The organism is Spirillospora sp. NPDC052269 (assembly GCF_040679435.1).
Classification (GTDB): Bacteria; Actinomycetota; Actinomycetes; order Streptosporangiales; family Streptosporangiaceae; genus Spirillospora.
The window spans coordinates 361,064-380,151 of the sequence record NZ_JBFAUU010000003.1 but is presented as its reverse complement, the minus strand read 5'-3'; the positions used below and the strand labels follow the sequence as shown (position 1 = coordinate 380,151).

At 73.0% G+C, this 19,088-nt stretch carries 21 protein-coding genes; 12 read left to right on the top strand and 9 right to left on the bottom strand.

The features are described 5' to 3' along the window. Positions 1–126: 126 nt before the first annotated feature. Both AB0L06_RS08225 and AB0L06_RS08220 read right to left on the bottom strand, forming a co-directional pair. Positions 127–1,452 carry an MFS transporter gene (locus tag AB0L06_RS08225; RefSeq protein WP_500230230.1) on the bottom strand — a complete coding sequence of 442 codons (1,326 nt, stop codon included), beginning with the start codon at positions 1,450–1,452 and terminating at the stop codon, positions 127–129. 223 nt (positions 1,453–1,675) lie between these two features. After that, positions 1,676–2,017 (bottom strand): cupin domain-containing protein, encoded by a 342-nt coding sequence (locus tag AB0L06_RS08220; RefSeq protein ID WP_500230229.1) that lies wholly within the window; start codon positions 2,015–2,017, stop codon positions 1,676–1,678. Positions 2,018–2,237: 220 nt separating this feature from the next. Here AB0L06_RS08220 and AB0L06_RS08215 point away from each other — a divergent pair, with 220 nt between their 5' ends. The 5 genes from AB0L06_RS08215 to AB0L06_RS08195 all read left to right on the top strand — a co-directional run bounded on the left by AB0L06_RS08215 (position 2,238) and on the right by AB0L06_RS08195 (position 6,400). Continuing rightward, a complete protein-coding gene (locus AB0L06_RS08215) occupies positions 2,238–2,528 on the top strand; it encodes a hypothetical protein (RefSeq protein WP_500230228.1) in 291 nt (96 codons plus the stop codon). Positions 2,529–2,653: 125 nt separating this feature from the next. Then, the gene (locus AB0L06_RS08210; protein WP_500230227.1) at positions 2,654–3,493 is read left to right on the top strand and encodes a class I SAM-dependent methyltransferase; all 840 of its coding nucleotides are present in this window, start codon (positions 2,654–2,656) and stop codon (positions 3,491–3,493) included. A 154-nt stretch (positions 3,494–3,647) separates the two neighbouring features. Then, entirely contained in the window at positions 3,648–5,171 is a 1,524-nt protein-coding gene (locus AB0L06_RS08205; protein ID WP_500230226.1) for a multicopper oxidase family protein, read from the top strand. Between the two features lie 63 nt (positions 5,172–5,234). Beyond that, positions 5,235–5,618: a BlaI/MecI/CopY family transcriptional regulator gene (locus tag AB0L06_RS08200; RefSeq protein WP_500230225.1), complete on the top strand. Its 384-nt coding sequence runs from the start codon at positions 5,235–5,237 to the stop codon at positions 5,616–5,618. After that, positions 5,615–6,400: a M48 family metalloprotease gene (locus AB0L06_RS08195; RefSeq protein ID WP_500230224.1), complete on the top strand. Its 786-nt coding sequence runs from the start codon at positions 5,615–5,617 to the stop codon at positions 6,398–6,400. Before AB0L06_RS08200 ends, AB0L06_RS08195 begins: the two co-directional genes overlap by 4 nt. 6 nt (positions 6,401–6,406) lie before the next feature. On the opposite strand, the gene AB0L06_RS08190 is transcribed toward AB0L06_RS08195, so the two are convergent. Continuing rightward, the gene (locus AB0L06_RS08190) at positions 6,407–6,970 is read right to left on the bottom strand and encodes a TetR/AcrR family transcriptional regulator (RefSeq protein WP_500230223.1); all 564 of its coding nucleotides are present in this window, start codon (positions 6,968–6,970) and stop codon (positions 6,407–6,409) included. Here AB0L06_RS08190 and AB0L06_RS08185 point away from each other — a divergent pair, their 5' ends adjacent. Continuing rightward, a complete protein-coding gene (locus AB0L06_RS08185; protein WP_500230222.1) occupies positions 6,971–8,041 on the top strand; it encodes an MFS transporter in 1,071 nt (356 codons plus the stop codon). Positions 8,042–8,046: 5 nt separating this feature from the next. Here AB0L06_RS08185 and AB0L06_RS08180 read toward each other — a convergent pair whose 3' ends face one another. After that, a complete protein-coding gene (locus AB0L06_RS08180) occupies positions 8,047–8,727 on the bottom strand; it encodes a TetR/AcrR family transcriptional regulator C-terminal domain-containing protein (RefSeq protein ID WP_500230221.1) in 681 nt (226 codons plus the stop codon). Between the two features lie 94 nt (positions 8,728–8,821). On the opposite strand from AB0L06_RS08180, the gene AB0L06_RS08175 reads away from it, so the two are divergent. After that, on the top strand, positions 8,822–9,274 hold the full coding sequence (locus AB0L06_RS08175; RefSeq protein WP_500230220.1) for a hypothetical protein: 453 nt from the start codon (positions 8,822–8,824) through the stop codon (positions 9,272–9,274). A 23-nt stretch (positions 9,275–9,297) separates the two neighbouring features. Here the strand turns inward: AB0L06_RS08175 and AB0L06_RS08170 are convergent, their stop codons facing one another. Then, positions 9,298–10,530 carry a cytochrome P450 family protein gene (locus tag AB0L06_RS08170; protein ID WP_500230219.1) on the bottom strand — a complete coding sequence of 411 codons (1,233 nt, stop codon included), beginning with the start codon at positions 10,528–10,530 and terminating at the stop codon, positions 9,298–9,300. Between the two features lie 209 nt (positions 10,531–10,739). After that, positions 10,740–11,636, bottom strand: a complete 897-nt coding sequence (locus tag AB0L06_RS08165; protein ID WP_500230218.1) for an alpha/beta hydrolase — start codon at positions 11,634–11,636, stop codon at positions 10,740–10,742. Between the two features lie 106 nt (positions 11,637–11,742). Here AB0L06_RS08165 and AB0L06_RS08160 point away from each other — a divergent pair, with 106 nt between their 5' ends. From AB0L06_RS08160 to AB0L06_RS08140, 5 genes are all read left to right on the top strand, one after another. After that, positions 11,743–12,777, top strand: a complete 1,035-nt coding sequence (locus tag AB0L06_RS08160) for a PucR family transcriptional regulator (RefSeq protein ID WP_500230217.1) — start codon at positions 11,743–11,745, stop codon at positions 12,775–12,777. A gap of 5 nt (positions 12,778–12,782) precedes the next feature. Continuing rightward, positions 12,783–14,012: a cytochrome P450 gene (locus AB0L06_RS08155; protein ID WP_500230216.1), complete on the top strand. Its 1,230-nt coding sequence runs from the start codon at positions 12,783–12,785 to the stop codon at positions 14,010–14,012. A 118-nt stretch (positions 14,013–14,130) separates the two neighbouring features. Continuing rightward, positions 14,131–14,979 (top strand): GNAT family N-acetyltransferase, encoded by an 849-nt coding sequence (locus AB0L06_RS08150; protein WP_500230215.1) that lies wholly within the window; start codon positions 14,131–14,133, stop codon positions 14,977–14,979. Further along, positions 14,976–16,079, top strand: a complete 1,104-nt coding sequence (gene menC / locus AB0L06_RS08145) for an o-succinylbenzoate synthase (protein ID WP_500230214.1) — start codon at positions 14,976–14,978, stop codon at positions 16,077–16,079. The genes AB0L06_RS08150 and menC overlap by 4 nt, the downstream gene beginning before the upstream one ends. A 3-nt stretch (positions 16,080–16,082) precedes the next feature. Continuing rightward, complete coding sequence (locus AB0L06_RS08140; protein ID WP_500230213.1) at positions 16,083–16,643, top strand: carboxymuconolactone decarboxylase family protein; 561 nt, start codon at positions 16,083–16,085, stop codon at positions 16,641–16,643. Between the two features lie 63 nt (positions 16,644–16,706). On the opposite strand, the gene AB0L06_RS08135 is transcribed toward AB0L06_RS08140, so the two are convergent. From AB0L06_RS08135 to AB0L06_RS08125, 3 genes are all read right to left on the bottom strand, one after another. Continuing rightward, positions 16,707–17,750 (bottom strand): cobalamin-independent methionine synthase II family protein, encoded by a 1,044-nt coding sequence (locus tag AB0L06_RS08135; protein ID WP_500230212.1) that lies wholly within the window; start codon positions 17,748–17,750, stop codon positions 16,707–16,709. Positions 17,751–17,881: 131 nt separating this feature from the next. Beyond that, positions 17,882–18,412, bottom strand: coding sequence for an SRPBCC domain-containing protein (locus tag AB0L06_RS08130; protein WP_500230211.1), 531 nt, complete (start codon positions 18,410–18,412; stop codon positions 17,882–17,884). Then, the gene (locus tag AB0L06_RS08125; protein ID WP_500230210.1) at positions 18,409–18,561 is read right to left on the bottom strand and encodes a hypothetical protein; all 153 of its coding nucleotides are present in this window, start codon (positions 18,559–18,561) and stop codon (positions 18,409–18,411) included. The genes AB0L06_RS08130 and AB0L06_RS08125 overlap by 4 nt, the downstream gene beginning before the upstream one ends. Between the last annotated feature and the right edge of the window lie 527 nt (positions 18,562–19,088).

Below are 19,088 nucleotides of genomic sequence, written 5' to 3'. Positions count from 1 at the left end.
CTCCGGACCCGTCCACACCGCCTGCTCCGGCCCCGTCCACAGTGCCCGCCCCCGCCCTGCCCACCGTGCCAGCCCCGGACCCGTCCACAGCGTCCGCTCCTGCCTTGTCCATGCCGCCGGCTCCGGCTACACGCGCGCGGGCGCGGCCTCGGTGGCCAGCTCCCGGCGGGACATCGCCGTGTCCCGCGTCTCGCGCATGCGGACGTAGACGACCAGCGACATCGCGGCGCACGCGGCGACGTACCAGAAGAAGCCGGACTCGATGCCGCCCTTCTTGAACCAGAGCGCCACGTACTCGGCGGTCCCGCCGAACAGCGCGTTGGAGATCGCGTACGGCAGCGCGACCCCGAGCGCCCGGACGTGCGTCGGGAACAGCTCGGCCTTCACCACCGCGTTGATGGACGTGTAGCCGGTCACGACGACCAGTCCGGCCAGCATCAGCGCGAACGCGGGCCAGAACCCGGACGCGTGGCCGAGCGCGGTCATCAGCGGGACGGTCGCGACCGTCCCGCCGACGCCGAACGCGATGAGCAGCGGGCGCCGCCCGATCCGGTCCGACAGCGCCCCGGCGAGCGGCTGGAGCAGCGCGAACACCAGCAGCGCCGAGAAGCTCACCAGCGACGCGGTGCTCTTCGGCAGGCCCGCCGTGTTCGACAGGTACTTGGTCAGGTAGGTCGTGTAGGTGTAGTACGCGAGCGTCCCGCCGGCGGTCAGCGCGATCACCAGGAACGCCTCGCGCCGGTGGCGTAGCAGTTCGCGGACGGTCCCGCGCTCGTGCCGGAACGCCGGGCTTCCCTTCGCCTCCTCCGCGTACACGCGGGTCTCGGGCAGCCCGCGCCGCAGGTAGAAGATGACGGCCGCGCTCAGGGCCCCCACGACGAACGGGATGCGCCAGCCGTACGACTTCAGCGCCTCCTCGCTCATCGTCTGCTGAAGGACGATCTGCAGCCCGAGCCCGAGCAGCTGCCCGGCCGTCATCGAGACGTACTGGAAGCTGGAGGCGAACCCGCGCCGTCCCGGCGGGGTGGCCTCGGTGAGGTAGGTCGAGCTCGCCGCGTACTCGCCGCCGACCGACAGCCCCTGCATGAGCCGGGCGACCAGCAGCACGACCGCGCCGAGGTACCCGACCGAGTCGTAGGTCGGGGCGACCGCCATGAGCACCGCGCTGCCGGACATCAGCGAGACGGTCAGGGTGAGCGCGGCCTTGCGCCCCCGCCGGTCGGCGTACCGGCCGAGCAGCCAGCCGCCGACCGGCCGCATGAAGAACCCGACCGCGAAGATGCCCGCGGTGTTCAGCAACTGCGCCGTGGGGTTGCCCTTGGGGAAGAACGCGGACGCGAAGTACGTGGCGAAGCTGGCGTAGACGAACCAGTCGTACCACTCGACGAGATTGCCGATCGAGCCGCCGAGGACGGCCCGCCAGGGTGTGCGGGCCTGGGTGGGAGTGGACACCGTGACCTCCTGCTTCTCGCGGCGCCGAGGGTTCGCGCCGTTGCAGGGAGCCTCTCCGGCCCGTCCGACCCGGTCCAGGTCTGAACGACCAGACCTAATCCGCCGTTAACACGCGGGAGGGATCGCAGGCCGCGCGGCAGGGGGGGCGAGCCCGCACGGCCTGGACGGATATAGCGGGAAAAGGACCCCGGGAGGACGGTGGGACGAGGGCGTCGGGGAACGGTCAGTCGTGGAGTTTCTTCACGACCGTGAGCAGGACGGCCGAGTCCTCCTCGGCCTCCAGGGAGTGCACCGCGTCCGGGATGATGAGCAGGTCGCCGGGCGCGCCGTCCCACACGTCCTTCCCGGCGACGAGCCGGACCCGTCCGGAGAGGACGTGCAGGGTCGCGTCGCCGGGGTTCTCGTGGTCGTCCAGCCGCGCCCCCGAGCGCAGGGCGATGAGCGTCTGCCGCAGCTGGCGCTCGTGGCCGCCGTGGACGGTCTCGGCGGACCGTCCGCTGGACGCCTCCAGGGCCCGGCCGAGGTGCTCGCGGGCCAGTGCGGTGAGCGATCGCTTGTTCATCATTCCCCTGATGACGGTGACGGGCCTGCCTCACCTCATCTTTTCCCCAGGGTGTTCACGCTGGGACAGAGGCCGTGCCACGCTCCGGTCATCCCCGGGGAAAAGCTGGGCTCGAAGGGCGATATTACTTCCCGCATTCGTTCGCCGCCCTCTTGGGCTCGGCTGTGCCGGGCATACGGTTAGTTATGTAGCGCCGAATTACGGACCGAAGAAGGATTTGCTCATGGAATCACATCTTCTCGCCATCGGCCATCATCTCGGGGGGAACCTCGGCCTTTGGCTGGGGCCCATCGTGGGCGCCCTCGCCGTGGTCGCCATGCTGGTCCTCACCGGCCGCGGCCTGCTGGGCACCCTCGCGGCCGGGCGCCGCCGCACCGTCCGTAAGGTGGACGAGTCCCACACCAATTCGCTCGAGCACGGCGGCTTCTACAAGTACGAGCCCGGGATGTACTCCCATTCCGACGTGGAGGACCGGCCCCCGCTCGCGGAAGAGGACGTCCTACAGCCGCAGTGAGCCGTCGCCGATCGCGGTCTTCCGAAGGTTGCACTCTTTTCGAAGGGGGGTGGCGGTGGGCGCCAGCACCACCTACTATGCATCGCTAGTACTAGCGATGCATAGTAGTCGAGGGGACGGGTCCCATGGCCAACGACGAGCAGGCGCGGGCGTGGAACGGCGACGACGGGCGGCACTGGGTCGACGAGCGCGAGCGGTACGAGCGCATGCAGGGGCGGCTCACCGAGCGGCTCGCGAAGGCGGCGGCCGTCCAGGCCGACCACGCCGTCCTGGACATCGGCTGCGGGACGGGCGGCAACACGCGGACGGCGGCCCGAACGGCGAGCCGGGGTCGCGCGACCGGCGTCGACATCTCGGCGACGATGCTCACCGAGGCGCGTCGCGTCGCGGACGCCGAGGGGCTGGCGAACGTGACCTTCGAGGAGGCCGACGCGCAGACGAGCCCGCTCCCGGAGGCCGCCTTCGACGTCGTGATCAGCAAGTTCGGGGTGATGTTCTTCGAGGACCCCGACCGCGCGTTCGGCAACATCGCCGCGTCCCTGCGTCCAGGTGGGCGGCTGGCGTTCCTGTGCTGGCAGCCGGCCGCCGACAACGAGTTCCTCACGCTGCCGTTCGGCGCCATGGCGGCCCATGTCGCGCTGCCGGAACAGCCCGTCGGGGACGACACCTCGGGAGCGTTCTCGCTGGCCGACCCGGACCGCGTCCGGACGCTGCTGACCGGCGTCGGCCTGACCGACGTCACCATCGAGGACGTGCGGGAACCGCTGTGGACCGGGCGGGACGCCGACGACGTCCTCGCCTTCTACACGAGCATGCCCTTCGCCCAGTCCATGCTCGCCGGAGTCTCCGACGAGCGGACGGCCGAGACCGTCCGGGCCGCGCTGCGCGACGCGCTGGAATCGCGCCAGGGGCCGGAGGGCGTGGAGCTGGGTTCGGCCGCATGGCTGGTGACCGCGCGCCGCTGACCGCGCCGTTCTTCCGGCCTCGGGGGGCCGGGCATCTCCACGGTGGTTCCTCGGATTCAGGGGCCGCTCTGCGAGGCCGGAGCGCGGCGCGGTCGCCGTGACACCGGCCGATCGCCTTCGGCCCTGATCCGTTCGACCATCGTGAGGTTCCCACATGACTTCTTTCGATCGACGTTCCGCGCTGCGCCTGGGGGCGCTCGGCGCCGGCGGCGCCCTGCTCGCCGCGTACGGCGACGCCGAGGGATCCGAGGGGCGGGCGTCCGGCTTCGTCCTGCCGGACGGCCCGCAGGTCAGGGCGGTCGAGGAGGCTCGCGGCAAGGGGCCCCTCCGCGATCTCCGACTGGTGCCGTCCGAAGGCCTCGTCGACCTCGGCGGCCGGACGGTCCACACCTGGAGCTTCGGCGAGCGCCTTCCCGGCGCCCAGATCCGCGTGAAGGCCGGTGAGGTCGTCCGCGTCCGTGTCACCAACCGGCTCCCCACCGGCACCACCGTCCACTGGCACGGCCTGGCGCTGCGCAACGCCGCCGACGGCGTGCCCGGCGTCACCCAGGCCCCGATCGAGCCCGGCGCGGACTACGAGTACCGGTTCACCGTCCCGCATCCGGGGACGTACTTCTACCACTCGCACATGGGCGTGCAGGCCGACCGCGGCCTGTACGGGCCGTTCATCGTCGATGACCCGCACGAACCACTCCACTACGACGCCGAATGGACGGTCGTCCTGGACGACTGGCTCGACGGCGTCAACGGAACCCCCGACGAGGTCCTCGCCGAACTCCGGCACGGCATGCCTCCCATGGCCGGCATGGGCATGGGAGGCCAGACGCCGGGGTCGGCTCCGAAGATGGGCCCGCACCTGCTGCCGAACGCCGGCAGCGACCTGCTCGCCGGTGACGCGGGTGACGTCCGCTACCCGTACTTCCTCATCAACGGACGCATCGCCTCCGCGCCCCGCACGTTCCATGCGAAGCCGGGCGACCGCGTCCGCATCCGGTTCATCAACGCCGGCGGCGACACCCCGTTCCGGGTGGCGCTGGGCGGGCACCGCATGACCGTCACGCACACCGACGGCTATCCGGTCAATCCCGTTCTGACCGACGCGCTGCTGATCGGCATGGGGGAGCGGTACGACGCGTTGGTCACCGTCAAGGACGGCGCGTTCCCGCTCACCGCGCTGGCCGAGGGCAAGCACGCCTCGGCGCTGGCGGTGCTGCGCACCAGCCCGCACGCGGCGACGCCGACCGCCCGGGACCGTCCCGCCGAACTCCAGGGGAAGATCGTCCGCTACGTCGAAATGCGTCCGGCCGACCGGGTCCGCCTGCCGCGCCGCGGGCTCGACCGGACGATCCGCCTCGAACTCACCGGCACCATGGCCAAGTACGACTGGGCGATCAACAACCGTCCCTACGACCCGGACGACCCGTACCCCGTGCGCTCCGGCGAGCGGGTGCGCGTGTCGTTCGTGAACCGCACGACCATGTGGCACCCGATGCACCTGCACGGCCACACCTTCGCCCTCACCAAGACGGGTCTGCGCAAGGACACCGCGAACGTCCGCCCCGGCGGAACGATGGACATCGATTTCGACGCCGACAATCCGGGTCGGTGGATGCTGCACTGCCACAACGTCTACCACGGAGAGTCGGGCATGATGACGGTCCTCAGCTACCAGAAGTGAGGCGCCGCCCCCCGCACCCCCGCTCGGCTACTATGGCTTGGTAGTAGCAGGGGAGGTGGCCGGGTGGACGTCCTGGACCGGGCGGTGGAGGTCCTCGGGCCGCTGGAGGGCCGGATCATGCGCGCGGCCTGGAGCGGTGCGGTGCCGGACGGCTTCGTCGTGCGCGAAATGCAGGCGCTGATGCCCGAACTCGCCTACACGACCGTCATGACGACACTGCGGCGGCTCGCGGACAAGGGCCTGCTCGCGGCGGCCGCCGAGGCCGGAAGTCGGGCCCACCGGTACCGGGTCGCCGAGGCCCCACGGGACTTCCTCGCCCGGTCGAGCCGCGCCGAGGCCGCCGAGGTCGTCGCCCGGTACGGGGACGCGGCGCTCGCCGCCTTCGCCGCGCGGCTCGCCGAACTCACCCCCGAGCAGCGCCGACGCCTCGAGGACCTCGGCCGGTGATCGCCCGGATCCGCCGCTCCCCGGCCGCCGCGGCCGTGGTCGGGGCGCCGCTCGCAGCGCACCTCGCCGGGATGGCGGGCCTGTGGAGGTGTCCGGGCATGACCACGGCCCGGTGCCTGCTGGGCGCGGTCCTGCTCGTCCTGGCGGCCAGCCTCCTCGCGGTCGCCGCACGTGCGGGACGGCTGGCCGCCGACACCACCCGGGAGGTCGCCCGCCTGCGGCGGCTCCGTCCGCCGGAGGAGCTCGTCCGGGCCGCTCGCGAGGCGGGCGTGCGTCGCCTCCGGCTGCTGGACGACACGTCGGTGACCGCGTTCTGCGCCGGGCTGCTCCGTCCGCGCGTCCACGTCACGACGGGGGCCGTCGCGACGCTGCCGCCGGACGGGCTGTCGGCGGTCCTCGCGCACGAGGGCGAGCACGCCAGGCGGCTCGATCCGCTGCGCCGCCTGCTGCTCCGCGCGTCCGCCGACGTCCTGTTCTACCTGCCGCTGGCCCGCTGGTGGTCGGACAGCCGGACCGACCACGCCGAGGTCCGCGCGGACCGGGCCGCGATCCGGCACGCGGGGCGTCCGGCGGTCGCCGCCGCGCTGCTCGCCGCCGACGCCGGAAGCGCCCCCGGACCCGCCTTCAACGGCGCGACGCAGGCGCGCGTCGCGCACCTCCTCGGGGACGAGCCACCGGCGCGCCGTCCCAGTCTGCGTCGGTTCGTCGCGTCCCTTCTCGGCCTGATCGGGATGGTCGGCCTCGCGATGTGCCTGGCGCAGAGCCTGCTCGTCCAGGTCTGACCGCGTCTACCCGGCCAGCACCGACTGGAGGGACCTCGTCACCAGTTCGGCGGCGTCGTCGGTGGTGAGACGCCCGCTGCGGACCTGTCCGGCCGCGCCGTGCAGGATGAAGTGCGCGACGTCGACCAGCCAGTCCGCGGACATGTCCGTCCGGAAGACGCCCTGCTCCTGACCTCGGCGGACGAGGTCGGCCATGCGTCCGGCGGGCGCGTCGTGCAGCTCGCGGACCCGCTCCGCCGGGAGCGCGTCCTCGGCCGCGACCACCAGCGCCGACGACTCGGCGACCAGTGCCCAGCTCGACTTCAGCAGCCGATTCATCGCCTCGCGCGCGTCCCCCGACAGGTCGACGGACGACAGCACCGACGCGCCCGCCGCGAGCGCGTCGGTGAGGGCCGCCTCGACCAGCTCCGGGCGGGTACGGAAGTGCCCGTACAGCGTCATCCGCCCCACGCCCGCCGCCTTGGCGATGTCGTCGATCGTGGCGGCCGGGTTCGAGCTGAGCTGGACGCGCGCGGCGGACACGATGCGGGCGATGTTGCGCTCGGCGTCGGCGCGATCGCGCTGCCGCACATGGAGACCGGCCTCGGCCTCAGCCGTGCGGCGCTGACCTGGACGGTCAGCGCCTACACGCTCACCTTCGGCGGGCTGATGCCGCTCGGCGGCCGGATCACCGACCTGCTCGGCGCCCGCCGCGTCCTGCTCGCCGGGCTCGTGGTGTTCACCGGCGCGTCGCTGGCCACCGGACTGGCCGGCTCGGCGGAGGCACTGGTGGCCGGACGCGTCGCCCAGGGGATCGGCGCGGCACTGCTGTCACCGTCGGCGTTGTCGCTGGTGGTGGCCATGTTCGAGGGGGACGAGCGGAACCGGGCGCTGGGCGTGTGGTCCGCGCTCGGCGGTGGCGGCGCCGCGCTCGGCGTGCTGCTCGGGGGAGTGCTGACGTCCGCCTTCGGGTGGCCCTGGGTCTTCTTCGTGAACGTCCCCATCGGCGTGGTGATCGTCATCGCGCTGGCGGCCATGCTGCCGAAGCGGCCGGTGCCCGCGGCACGGTCCGGGCTCGACCTGCTCGGCGCGGTGCTGGTGACCGCGTCCTCGGCGGTGCTGATCTACGCCCTCATCGCGGCGGGCGGGCACGGCTGGGTGTCGGCGGCGACCGGCGGGTCCGCGGCGGCGGCCGTCGCCGGGTACGCCCTGTTCGTCCTGTGGCAGCGGCGGGCGGCCTCACCGCTGATGGACGTCCGGCTGCTGGCGCGGCGTCCGGTCGCCACCGGCGCGTTCCTGATCTGGATGGCGACGGCGCTGATGGTCGCCGTGTTCTTCCTCGGCACGTTCTACTTCCAGCACGCGCGCGGGTACGGCGCGATGCGGACGGGCCTGCTGTTACTTCCGGTGGCGCTGGCGACGATGGCCGGGGCGAACCTCACCGGACGCGTCCTCGGACGCCTGGGCGCGCGCGTCCCGGCCGTCGCGGGCCTGCTGGTCTCGGCGGCCGGCATGGCGCTCCCGGCGCTGTCGACGCGTCCCGTGAGCGTCGTGGTCGGCGTGGCCGTCGCGGCGGCGGGCACCGGCGCGCTGTTCGTCGTCGCGGCGGTCGCGTCGGCGGTGGGAGCCGTCCTGGCCGCGCTGCTCGCGCCGCGCGGCTGAGTCGCTCAGGCGGACGCCGGCGGCGGCGGGTCGAAGCCGCGCAGCATGGCGTCCAGGGCGAAGTGGAAGCGGGATGCCGCACCGGCCGGGCGTGAGGACCGCAGGGCCTCGGCGAACAGCGGGACCTCCCGCGGGTCCGGGCCGGGCGGCGGCTCCGCCCGGCCGCCGGCCGCGTCGTCCCGCCCTTCGGCGGCGAGCATGGCGACGTGGCCGACGACGAACCCCGTCACGGCGTAGAGCATGTCGAGCGCCCGCCCCAGCTCGAAGCCCGCGGCGTGCAGCGTCTCGAGCGCGTCCTCCATGAGGCGCGTCGTCCGCGGCGTGATCGCCGGACGCGTGACCACGAGCGGGATCACGTGCGGATGCGCCAGCAGGACGTCCAGGAGCGCGCCCGCGTAGCCGCGCAGCCATCCGCGCCAGGTGACGTCCTCGGCCGAGGGCGTCGTGACCTGCGTGAACAACTGCTCGACCAGGCCGTCCAGCAGCGCGTCCTTGTTCGCGACATGCTGGTAGAGCGACATGGCCTCGACGCCGAGCTCCTGGCCGATGCGCCGCATCGACAGCGCCTTCAGGCCCTCCCGGTCGGCCAGCGCCAGGGCCGCCGTGAGGACGGCCTGGCGGGTCAGCCCCGCGCTCTGGCCGCGGGTGCGCCGGGGGGTCGTCCCGGGGGCGGGGTTCGGTGACACGGCTGGTGGCCCTTCTCACGTCCACAGATTCATACGTTGTAAGTATAGTGGCGGGCGAGCAAACTTACGTTGCAAGTTTCCTGTGGAGGTACCCATGCCCGCCGCCGCCCTCGCCCCGCCGGCCGGAGTCCGCCCCGCGGCGCTGTACGCCGGACTGGTGCTGAGCGTCCTCGCCACGCTCGTCCCGGTGGTGGACGTGACGACGGCCGACACCCTCAGGGACCACGTGCGCGATGCCTACCCCGGCTGGTCGGCGTCCCTGGTCGGCAAGGACCACGACGCCATCGTGATCTACGCGACCGTCGTCGGCGGCCTCGGCGTCCTGTGCTGGCTGTGGACGATCTGGGCCGCCCTCGCCCGACGCCGCCACGCCCGTGCCCTCATCACCACCCTGTTCGCCGTCGGGACCGGCGTCGTGCTGATGAACTTCTCGTTCTCCGGCGGCGCGTACGACCGGGTCCTCCCCGACCTGTACGGATACGCAGGCCTCCTGCCCGCCATCGCCGGAGTGGCCGCCGTCGTCTCGGCCTGGCGGCCCCGCGCCTGACGACGCCGAAGCGCGCCCTTCCCTCAGCCGGCCAGGACGGGCAGCGCCTGATGGCCGTTGGAGATGAACGAGGGGAGAGGCCGCAGCTCACCCGGGTCGACGGCCAGCCGCAGGTCGGGGAAGCGGGTGAACAGGGCGGGCAGGGCGATCTCCGCCTCGAGCCGGGCCAGCGGCGCGCCGAGGCAGCGGTGGACGCCGTGGCCGAACGCCAGGTGCTCCTTGTCGGCGCGGGTGAGGTCGAAGACGTCGGCGTCCGCGCCGTGCAGGCCCGGGTCGCGGCCGGCCGCCCCGAGGCAGCAGATGATCGCCTCGCCCCGGCGGAGCACGACGCCGCCGTCCACCTCGATGTCCTCGACGGCGAACCGCAGCGGCAGGTTGGCGACCGGAGGCTCGGCCCGCAGGGTCTCCTCGATCACGTCGTCCCAGGTGGCGCGGCCCTCCCGGACGAGAGCGAGCTGGCCCGGGCGGGTCAGCATCACGTGGACGGCGTTGTCGAGCAGGTTGACGGTCGTCTCGTGGCCCGCGCTCAGGAACAGCGCGAGCGTGTCGACGAGCTCGTCCTCCGACAGCTGCGAACCGCCGTCGCGCGCGGCGATGAGGGCGGACGACAGGTCGTCGCCCGGACGCTCCCGCTTCTCCTCGACGAGCCCGCGCAGGATCCCCTGGAGGCGGGGGAGCGCGGCGGCGGCCTCCTCGGGGGTCGCGTTGGTCCGGAAGAAGACGTCGACGCACCGGCGGATCTCCTCGCGCGTCTCCTCGTCCCCGATCCCGAACAGCTCGCAGATCACCTGGATCGGCAGCGGATAGGCGAACCGGTCGCGCAGGTCCACCGGCCCGTCCGCCCCGGCCTCCGCGATCTCGTCCAGCAGCCGGGCGACGATCGCCTCGATCCGCGGACGCAGCGCCGCCGTCCGCCGCACGGTGAACGCGCTCGACACCAGCCGCCGCAGCCGCCGGTGGTCGGGGCCGTAGGCCGTGAACATGTTGCGCACCGCGACCCAGGCGAACAGCGGCCACGCCGGACCGACCTCCCCCTTCAGCAGCGGCGGCCAGTGCTGGTAGCCGTCCTTGGACACCCGCTCGTCGGTCAGCAGCCGCCGCAGCAGCTCGGGATCGCTGATCGCCCACGCCGGGACGCCGTCCGGCAGGACGACCCGCGCCGCCGGGCCGCGCATGCGGATCCGCGCGGCGTCTCCCAGCACGTCGGCGCCGGTCGGGTCGAGGACGAACGGACCCTGCTCATCGGAAGTGCGCATCGAACGCTCCCAAGGTCGGCCGGAGGACGGCGGCGAACCGCCGTCGACGCGCCGCGGTCCGCTCCCACTCTCCGTCCGTGACCGACCGTGCGCAAGGGGCGTTCACGCCTCCTCCCGCCGCACGTCCTCCCGCCGCACGTCCTCCCGCCGCACGTCCTCCCGCCGCGCGTCACCCTGCCGCGCCGCGCGTCATCCCGCCGCGCCGCGGATCATCCGGCGAGGCCGCGGCGCAGGGCCGCGCCGAGCTCGGCGAGCTGCCGCTGCGACACCTCGGCGGACAGGACGGCCTGCGACCCGTGGAACGTCCCCGGCCACTGGTGCAGCTCGACCGACACGCCGGACCGGAGCAGGCGCAGCGCGTGGTCGATGTCCTCGTCGCGGTTCGGGCACAGCTCCGCCGTCGCGATGTAGGCGGGCGGCAGCCCGGACAGGTCGGCGGCCCGTGCCGGAGCGGCGTACTGGTCGGCGGGCCCCGAGCCCAGGTAGTGGCCCCAGGACGCGTCGACCTTCGCGCTGGTCATCCACGGCGTGTCGGTGAAGTTCCGCCGCGACCAGGTCTTCCGCCGGTCGTCCAGGCCGGGCTGGTTGAGCAGCTGGAACCGGATCGCGGGCCCCTGCCGGTCACGGGCCCGCAGCGCCAGCGCCGCCGCGATCCCGCCGCCCGCGCTGTGCCCGCCGACCGCGATCCGCTCCGGCTCGAACCCCAGGCCGGACGCGTTCCGCACGGCCCAGTCCAGAACCGCGGACGCGTCGTCCAGCGCGGCCGGATACGGGTTCTCCGGCGCGAGCCGGTAGCCCACCGAGACCACCACCGCGCCGGACGCGTCCGCGAGCTTGGACGCCCACGGGTGCTCGGTCTCCACGTCGCCCATCACGTACGCGCCGCCGTGCAGCCAGACGATCGCGCCGGTCGCCGGCAGCGGCCGGTAGACCCGCACCGGCACGGCCGGGTCGGCGGGCACCAGGTGGTCCTCGACCTCCAGGTGCGCGACGTCCGGCGCCGGAACGCTCCTCGCCAGCTTGGCGAGGGCCTCGCGCTCGCCGATCGGGTCGGAGAGGTCGGTCTTCGGGAAGAACGGGAGAAAGGGTTCGAGTTCGGCGTCCATGCCGTCATCCTGACCGCCACCGCGTCCCCGTTCGTCCGCCGACCGTCGCGTCTTCCCCACGGCCGACGCACCGGTCGGCGCACCGGCCGGAGCGTACGCTCCATTCATGGAGGCATTGGCGGAACGCCTGTCGCATCTGGGCCTGCATGTCGAGGGCGCGATCCGTGTCGTGATGTTCTACGACACGTTGATGCGCCGGCGCGTGGACCTGCCCGCCCTCGCCCGCGCCTCGGCGGGCCTCGCCGAGTGCGCGACCGGGATCCGGCTGCACGGCACCGGCCGGACGATCCGCATGTCGCCCGCGGGAACCCCGGCGTCCGAGCCGCCGCCGCCCGCGTCCACCCGGGCGCCGGTCATCCTCGACGACGAGGAGATCGGCGCCGTCTGGCTGGAACGCGCCGAGCCGCCCGGCCCGCTGGACGAGCTCGTCCTCGACCGGCTCGCCCTCGCCGTCGCGGCGGTCGTGGAGCGGTACGGCCCCGCGCACACCACGATGGCCGATCCGGCCCTGGTCGAACTGGTGATCAGCGCGGAGGCCGACGAGGCGGCCCGCGCCCGGGCCCTGCGGCTGCTCGGGTTCGCCACCGACCTGCCGGTGCGCGTGGCCGCCGTCCGGACGGGCCTGCCGCTCCACCGGGTCGGCGCGCTCGTCTGCCCGAACCGCCCGGTGAAGGCGGCGGCGCTCGCGGACGTCGGCGTCCTGCTGGCGACCACCGTCGACACCACCCGCCTCTCCGGGGACGTCCGCGCCGGGATCGGCGCCTCCGACAGCCCCGACACGTCCTGGAGGCAGGCCCGCGCCGCGCTCCGGTTCACCACCCCGCGAAGGCCGGTCGTCCGCTACGGCGACCTGGGCGCGATGGCGCTGCTCGCCCAGGTCGCCCCGGACGAGGCACGCGACAATCCCGACGTCGCCGCGATGGCCCGCCTGGCCGGGAACCCGGACGACCTGGAGACCCTGGACGCCTACTGCGCCACCGGCTCCGTCCGGCGCGCCGCCGAATCCCTCCATCTCCACCACAGCAGCGTCGCCCGCCGCCTCGAGCACATCGCCGGAGCCCTCGGAATGGAACTCACCCACCCCGCCGGGCTCACCCGGGCCACCGTCGCCCTCACCGCCTGGCGACTTCTCACGGATTGAGGACCATGGACACCGACGAAGCGGGCCGGACGCTCGCCGACCCGACCGCCTACGCCGACGAGCCCCGCTTCCACCGCGCCGCCGAGCTCCTGCGCCGCGACGACCCGGTGCGCTGGGTGGAGCCCGACGGGTACGCGCCGTTCTGGGCGGTCACCAGGCACGCCGACGTCCTGGAGGTCGAACGGCGCGACACCGTCTTCCGCAACGCCCCGCGCCTGGTCCTCGGGACCGCCGAGTACGACGCGATGCGGGCCGGAGGCGGCGGCGCCCGCACGATCGCCCACATGGACGCCCCAGAGCACCGCGCCGTCCGGGCGATCGGCGCCGACTGGTTCAAACCCCGGGCCATGCGCGCGCTCGAACCGAGGGTCCGCGAACTCGCCCGCGGCCACGTCGACCGGATGGCGGGCCTCGACGGCGAGTGCGACTTCGTCGAGCACGTCGCCCTCCGGTTCCCGCTGCAGGTGATCCTCTCGCTGCTGGGCCTCCCCGAGTCCGAGTTCGACCGGATGCTCACCCTCACCCGCGAGCTCTTCGGCGCGGACGACGCCGACCGCACCCGCGGCACCGGCGCGGAGCAGCGCCGCGCGGTCCGGGAGGACCTGTTCGCCTTCTTCGCCGACCTCACCCGCTCCCGCCGCGAGCACCCCACGGGCGACCTCGCCTCGGCCATCGCCAACGCCCGCGTGGACGGCCGGCCCCTGAGCGACCGCGAGACCGCGTCCTACTACGTGATCATCGCGACGGCCGGGCATGACACCACGTCCGCCACCATCGCGGGGGGCCTCCTCGCGCTCGTCCAGCACCCGGGCCAGCTCGAACGCCTCCGCGGCGACCTCGGGCTCATGCCGTCCGCGGTGGAGGAGATGGTCCGCTGGGTGTCGCCCGTCAAGGGCTTCATGCGCACCGCCGCCGAGGACACCGAGCTCCGCGGCAGGACCATCCGGGCAGGTCAGGCGGTCTTCCTCTCCTACCCGAGCGCCAACCGCGACGAGGAGGCCTTCACCGGCCCGTTCCGCTTCGACGCCGGACGCGACCCCAACCGGCACCTCGGGTTCGGGTCCGGCGTCCACTACTGCCTGGGCGCTGCCCTCGCCCGCATCGAGATCCGGGCGTTCTTCGAGGAGCTGCTGCCCAGGCTCCGGAAGATCGACCTCGCCGGGGAGCCGGAGGGCATCGCCACCACGTTCGTCGGCGGCCTCAAACACCTCCCGATCCGCTGCGCCCTCACCTGACCCCTCGCCCGACGCCGCGGAGCCCGCCCGAACTTGGCCGATGTTTTGTGCTCCGGCAGGCGTGAGCACCCGTGACGGCGACATAGCGTCGAGGTGATCGCTTGGGGGAGGGACGGACGTGCCGGTTGATCACGAGGAGCACCCGACCGGGCCGGTGGTGCGCGAACTGCGCGAGCTGGCCGAGTTCGACGCCGTGGTGCGGCTGGTCAACGAGATCTGGGGAGTCAACGCCGACGGCGACCCGGTCTCGGCGGAGATGATGCGGGCCCTGTCCCACGCGGGCAACTACGTCGCCGGCGCCTACCAGGACGGACGGCTCGTCGGCGCGTCCGTGGCCTTCTTCGCCGCGCCCGTCGGCACGTCCCTGCACTCGCACCTGACCGGCGCCTCCGGCATCGGACGCGGCGTCGGGCTGGCCCTGAAGCTGCACCAGCGCGACTGGGCCCTCGCCCGCGGCCTGACCCGCATCACCTGGACCTACGACCCGCTCGTCCGCCGCAACGCCTACTTCAACCTGGTCAAACTCGGCGCGCGGCCGGTCGAGTACCTGCCGTCCTTCTACGGCGCCATGGACGACGCGATCAACGGCGGCGACGACAGCGACCGCGTCCTGGCCGCCTGGGACATCGCCGAGCCGCTGCCCGGGGAGGCGCCCTCGAGCGGTCCCGTCGCGTGCGCCCTCCGCGACCGCGACGGCCGCCCCGAGATCGTGGAGACCGCCGCGGAGACGGTCCTGATCGAGCTGCCCGCCGACATCGAGACGCTGCGCCACACCGATCCGAACGCCGCGCGCGCCTGGCGGCTGGCCCTCCGCGAGGTGCTGGGCGGCCTGCTCGCGAACGGCGCCCGCGTCGCCGGCTTCCATGACCGCGCCGCCTACGTCGTCGACCGCGCCCCGACCACCCGTCCGAGCGCAGACCCGTCGTCCGCCGAGGAGGCGGACCCGTCCCCCAGGAGCCGCCGATGAAGATCAACGGGATCGAGCTGCGCCGGATCGCGATGCCGCTGGTCGCGCCGTTCCGCACGTCCTTCGGCACCGAGACCGCCCGCGACGTCCTGCTCGTCCGCGTCGTCACGGGCGAGGCCGAGGGCTGGGGCGAGTGCGTCGCGATGGACGCCCCGCTCTACAGCCCCGAGTACGTCGACGGCGCCGCCGACGTCCTGCGCCGCTTCCTGATCCCCGCCCTCCCGAAGGGCGACGTGGACGCGTACGCGGTCGAGCGGGCACTGGAGCCGTTCAAGGGGCACCGGATGGCGAAGGCCGCGCTCCAGACCGCCGTCCTGGACGCCGGGCTCCGCGAGTCCGGCCGGTCCCTGGCAGGCCACCTGGGCGCGTCCCGCGACCGGGTGCCGTGCGGGGTGTCGGTCGGGATCATGGACTCGATCCCCGAGCTGCTCGACGCCGTGGCGGGCTACCTCGACGAGGGCTACGTCCGGATCAAGCTGAAGATCGAGCCGGGTTGGGACGTCGCGCCGGTGCGGGCCGTCCGCGAGCGGTTCGGCGACGACCTGCTCCTCCAGGTGGACGCCAACGCCGCCTTCACCCTGGTCGACGCGCCGCTGCTCGCCAAGCTCGACGCGTTCGACCTGCTGCTGATCGAGCAGCCGCTCGCCGACGACGACATGGTGCAGCACGCCGAGCTCGCCCGCCGCCTGCGCACCCCGATCTGCCTGGACGAGTCGATCGAGTCCGCCGCGCACGCCGCCGCCGCGATCACGCTCGGCGCCGCGTCCATCGTCAACATCAAGCCCGGACGCGTCGGCGGCTACCTGGAGGCCAAGCGCATCCACGACCTCTGCCGCGCGCACGGCGTCGCGGTCTGGTGCGGCGGGATGTTGGAGACCGGGATCGGCCGCGCCGCCAACGTCGCGCTCGCCGCCCTGCCCGGCTTCACCCTGCCCGGCGACACCTCGGCGTCCCGCCGCTACTTCGCCGAGGACGTCACCGAGCCGTTCGTGCTGGACGACGGCCACCTGAGCGTGCCCGCCGGGCCGGGTATCGGCATCGAACCCGACCAGGATCGGCTACGCGCCTTCACCACGGCGTCGGAGTGGATCAGTATCTGAGGCATGCCTCATATCCATCTGGACAATGACCTGCCGGGGATCGTCGGACTGTTCCAGTACCGCCCCGAGACCGCACGGCCGATGAGCGAGCTCGCGGAGGTGCTGCTGCGCGGGCCCGCGACCCTCGGACGCGGCGAACGCGAACTGATCGCCGCCTACGTGTCCGGGCTCAACGAGTGCGGGTTCTGCGCGGGATCGCACTCGGCGTTCGCCGCCGCCCAGCTGGACGGCGGCGCGGAACTCGTCGAGCAGACCCGCCGCGACCCCGCCACCGCGCCCGTGTCCGACAAGCTCAAGGCGCTCCTCGCGATCGCCGGGTCGGTGTGGCGCGGCGGACGGCACGTCAGGCCCGAGCAGATCGAGGCGGCACGCGAACACGGCGCCACGGACCTGGAGATCCATGACGCCGTGCTGATCGCCGCCGCGTTCTGCATGTTCAACCGGTACGTGGACGGGCTGGGCGCCCTCACCCCCACGGATCCGGCCGCCTACGCCGCGATGGCCGAACCGATCGTCACCCTCGGCTACATGCACATCTTCCCGGAGCCGGAGCGGAAGGACTGAGACGGCGCCCGGGCCCCAGACCTCGAACGCCTCTGACCCCGAACACCTCTGGCCTCGAACGCCTCAGACGCCGAGCACCTCGGACGCCAGGGCCGTGCCCTGGACACGCGCGGCGATCTTGGCGAACGCGGTGTCGCGTGAGGTGGACATGTCGTCGGCGAACGGGGAGAACCCGCAGTCGTCGCACGTCCCGAGCCGGTCCGCGGGCAGGTGGCGGGCCGCGGTCAGGATCCGGTCGCGGACCTGCTCGGGCGTCTCCACCACGGGGTCGATCGGATCGGTCACCCCGACGAACACGCGTGAATCGGCGGGCAGATGCTCGGCGATGACGGCCAGCACCCGGTCCGGGTCGGCCTCACTGGCCATCTGGACGTAGAAGTTCCCCGCCTTCAGCTGGAACAGCTTGGGCAGCAACTCGGTGTAGTCGACGTCCAGGCTGTGCGGGGAGTCCTGGTCGCTGCCCGGGCAGGTGTGCATGCCGATCCGGGCGCGGTCGGTGGCGGAGAACCGCTCCAGGAGGCGGTTGTTGAGCGTGATGAAGTGGTCGAGCAGGCCGCCGCTGGGGTCGAGCTTGAGGGACAGCCGTCCCTCGGTGAAGTCGAGCTGCACGACGTGCGCGCCCGCGTCGAGGCAGCCGCGGATGTCGGCCTCGGTCTCGTCGAGCAGGTCGTCCAGGAACCGCTCGCGCGGGTACCCGGCGATGCCGTCGGCCGGGTACAGCAGGCTGAGCGCGGACGGGGCGATGACGGCCTGCTTGACGGGCGCCTTCGTGATGCGCTGCGCGGCCCTGAGGTAGTCGGCCGCGCGCCGCTGGTAGCGGAACGGCCCGGCCGTCAGCCGCGGGAACTGCCGGGTGTGCCCGTCCGCGAACGGGATGATGACGCCGTCGGGGGCCAGGGCGGTGAGCCCGGCGATCGGGTAGGTCGCGAAACTCGGCTTGGACTGCTCGCCGTCGGTGACCACCGGCGAACCCGTCTGCTCGAACCGCCAGATCGTGTCGGCGACGGCCTTGTCCTGCGCGGCCGTGACGTCATCGCCTGCGGCCAGCGCGGCCAGGAGCTCGGGGGAACGGGGAATGCTGCCGATCGGTTCGGTGGGTATGCCCATGCCCGCGACCCTAGATCACGCTCTATGACGGGTCAATCACTTGCTGTGCAGGGGAGACTCGTGGACGTCGCGCTGGCCGGACCCGGTCGGCCGGGCCGCCCGAACGGCCGGCCGACCCGGGAGGCGACCGCTCAGGGGACCAGCTGGGCGTAGTGCTTCTGGAGGGCCTTCCGGTCCTCCTCGGTCCACTCCGGGATCCGCTCGCCGCGCAGCCGCAGCTCGATCATGTCGAGCAGGTGGTGCCAGCCCGCGCCGTTGCGCGCCAGGACCATGACCGGGTCGATCTCCTGCCCCTGCGCGGCGGCCCTGACCTCGCCCAGGTCCATGCTGTGCGTGAGGGTGACCGTCGAGCCGCCGCCCGCCTCGTCCAGCTTCCAGATCACCACCGCGCTCGGGTTCATCTCGTTGAAGTAGGTGTGCTCCAGCCGGTGCGGCGGCTCCACCTTGATGACCCGGTCCTCGACCCGCTGGGTGCCCATGTGGACCATGACGATCTTGCCGTCCGGGCGGAGGTCGTACTCCTCGACCTCCACGCCCATCCACTGGGAGATCTCGGACGGGGTGGTGATGACCCGCCAGACCTCGGCGACCGGATGGTCCAGCCGCCGCTCGTAGGTGAACAGGGCCCGGTCGCCGTCGCGCTGGATGGTGCCGTCGGTCATTGCTGCTGCTCCTTGGCGTCGAGATCCGAGACCGCGGGCCGGCTGATGCCGAGTCGCGCCGCCGAGTTCTGGGCGGACGGAACGCCGTCGAAGAGGACGTCCGGGATGCGACGCCGCCGCGGCTGTGCGAGCACTGCGAAAGCACTCACTCTCTGTAATCTTCCATGCACGCCATATGGTGTCAAGGCCGCACGCCGACGCCCCGGAGCATCGGCCGCGCTTCGGTTCCGGCGCCCTCGGCGCCGACGACGAGCCGCCCGCCCTCCAGTCCTCCTCGAGGGATCTCCTCGGGGAGGGCGTCACCGGTCCCGGTATCCCGCCCGTTCGTCGGGTCGAGCATCTCGTGGGCCTCATCGACGTGAGGGTTACTATCTAATTCTCAAGTCGCTCGCCTATCGAGTGTGGACGGGGCGGTGGGTCGTCGCTTCGCCGGGAGCGGGCGGGCCGGCCGGCCCGAAAGGGGGTCGCATGGCTCTGGAGAAACATCCCATGGTGGAGGCGATTGGCCCTGCTGGGCTGGCGGATCAGGGTGATGCGGCGGAGGTGCGTGAGGCGTGCGCCCGGCTTGCCGAAAGGGTGGCTGGACGTCGCCCCGCGGTGCCGGTACGGCGTCGTCCGGGCTCGGGAAGCCCGCGCGAGGGTTGACCGATCACTATAAAAAGCTATAGTGACGTGC

What these genes read in the sequence shown, in the direction of transcription:
- AB0L06_RS08220 (WP_500230229.1), bottom strand. Translation starts at nt 2,017, where the DNA reads ATGATGAACAAGCGATCGCTCACCGCACTGGCCCGCGAGCACCTCGGC.
- AB0L06_RS08215 (WP_500230228.1), top strand. Translation starts at nt 2,238, where the DNA reads ATGGAATCACATCTTCTCGCCATCGGCCATCATCTCGGGGGGAACCTC.
- AB0L06_RS08210 (WP_500230227.1), top strand. Translation starts at nt 2,654, where the DNA reads ATGGCCAACGACGAGCAGGCGCGGGCGTGGAACGGCGACGACGGGCGG.
- AB0L06_RS08205 (WP_500230226.1), top strand. Translation starts at nt 3,648, where the DNA reads ATGACTTCTTTCGATCGACGTTCCGCGCTGCGCCTGGGGGCGCTCGGC.
- AB0L06_RS08185 (WP_500230222.1), top strand. Translation starts at nt 6,971, where the DNA reads ATGGAGACCGGCCTCGGCCTCAGCCGTGCGGCGCTGACCTGGACGGTC.
- AB0L06_RS08175 (WP_500230220.1), top strand. Translation starts at nt 8,822, where the DNA reads ATGCCCGCCGCCGCCCTCGCCCCGCCGGCCGGAGTCCGCCCCGCGGCG.
- AB0L06_RS08170 (WP_500230219.1), bottom strand. Translation starts at nt 10,530, where the DNA reads ATGCGCACTTCCGATGAGCAGGGTCCGTTCGTCCTCGACCCGACCGGC.
- AB0L06_RS08165 (WP_500230218.1), bottom strand. Translation starts at nt 11,636, where the DNA reads ATGGACGCCGAACTCGAACCCTTTCTCCCGTTCTTCCCGAAGACCGAC.
- AB0L06_RS08160 (WP_500230217.1), top strand. Translation starts at nt 11,743, where the DNA reads ATGGAGGCATTGGCGGAACGCCTGTCGCATCTGGGCCTGCATGTCGAG.
- AB0L06_RS08155 (WP_500230216.1), top strand. Translation starts at nt 12,783, where the DNA reads ATGGACACCGACGAAGCGGGCCGGACGCTCGCCGACCCGACCGCCTAC.
- menC (WP_500230214.1), top strand. Translation starts at nt 14,976, where the DNA reads ATGAAGATCAACGGGATCGAGCTGCGCCGGATCGCGATGCCGCTGGTC.
- AB0L06_RS08140 (WP_500230213.1), top strand. Translation starts at nt 16,083, where the DNA reads ATGCCTCATATCCATCTGGACAATGACCTGCCGGGGATCGTCGGACTG.
- AB0L06_RS08135 (WP_500230212.1), bottom strand. Translation starts at nt 17,750, where the DNA reads ATGGGCATACCCACCGAACCGATCGGCAGCATTCCCCGTTCCCCCGAG.
- AB0L06_RS08130 (WP_500230211.1), bottom strand. Translation starts at nt 18,412, where the DNA reads ATGACCGACGGCACCATCCAGCGCGACGGCGACCGGGCCCTGTTCACC.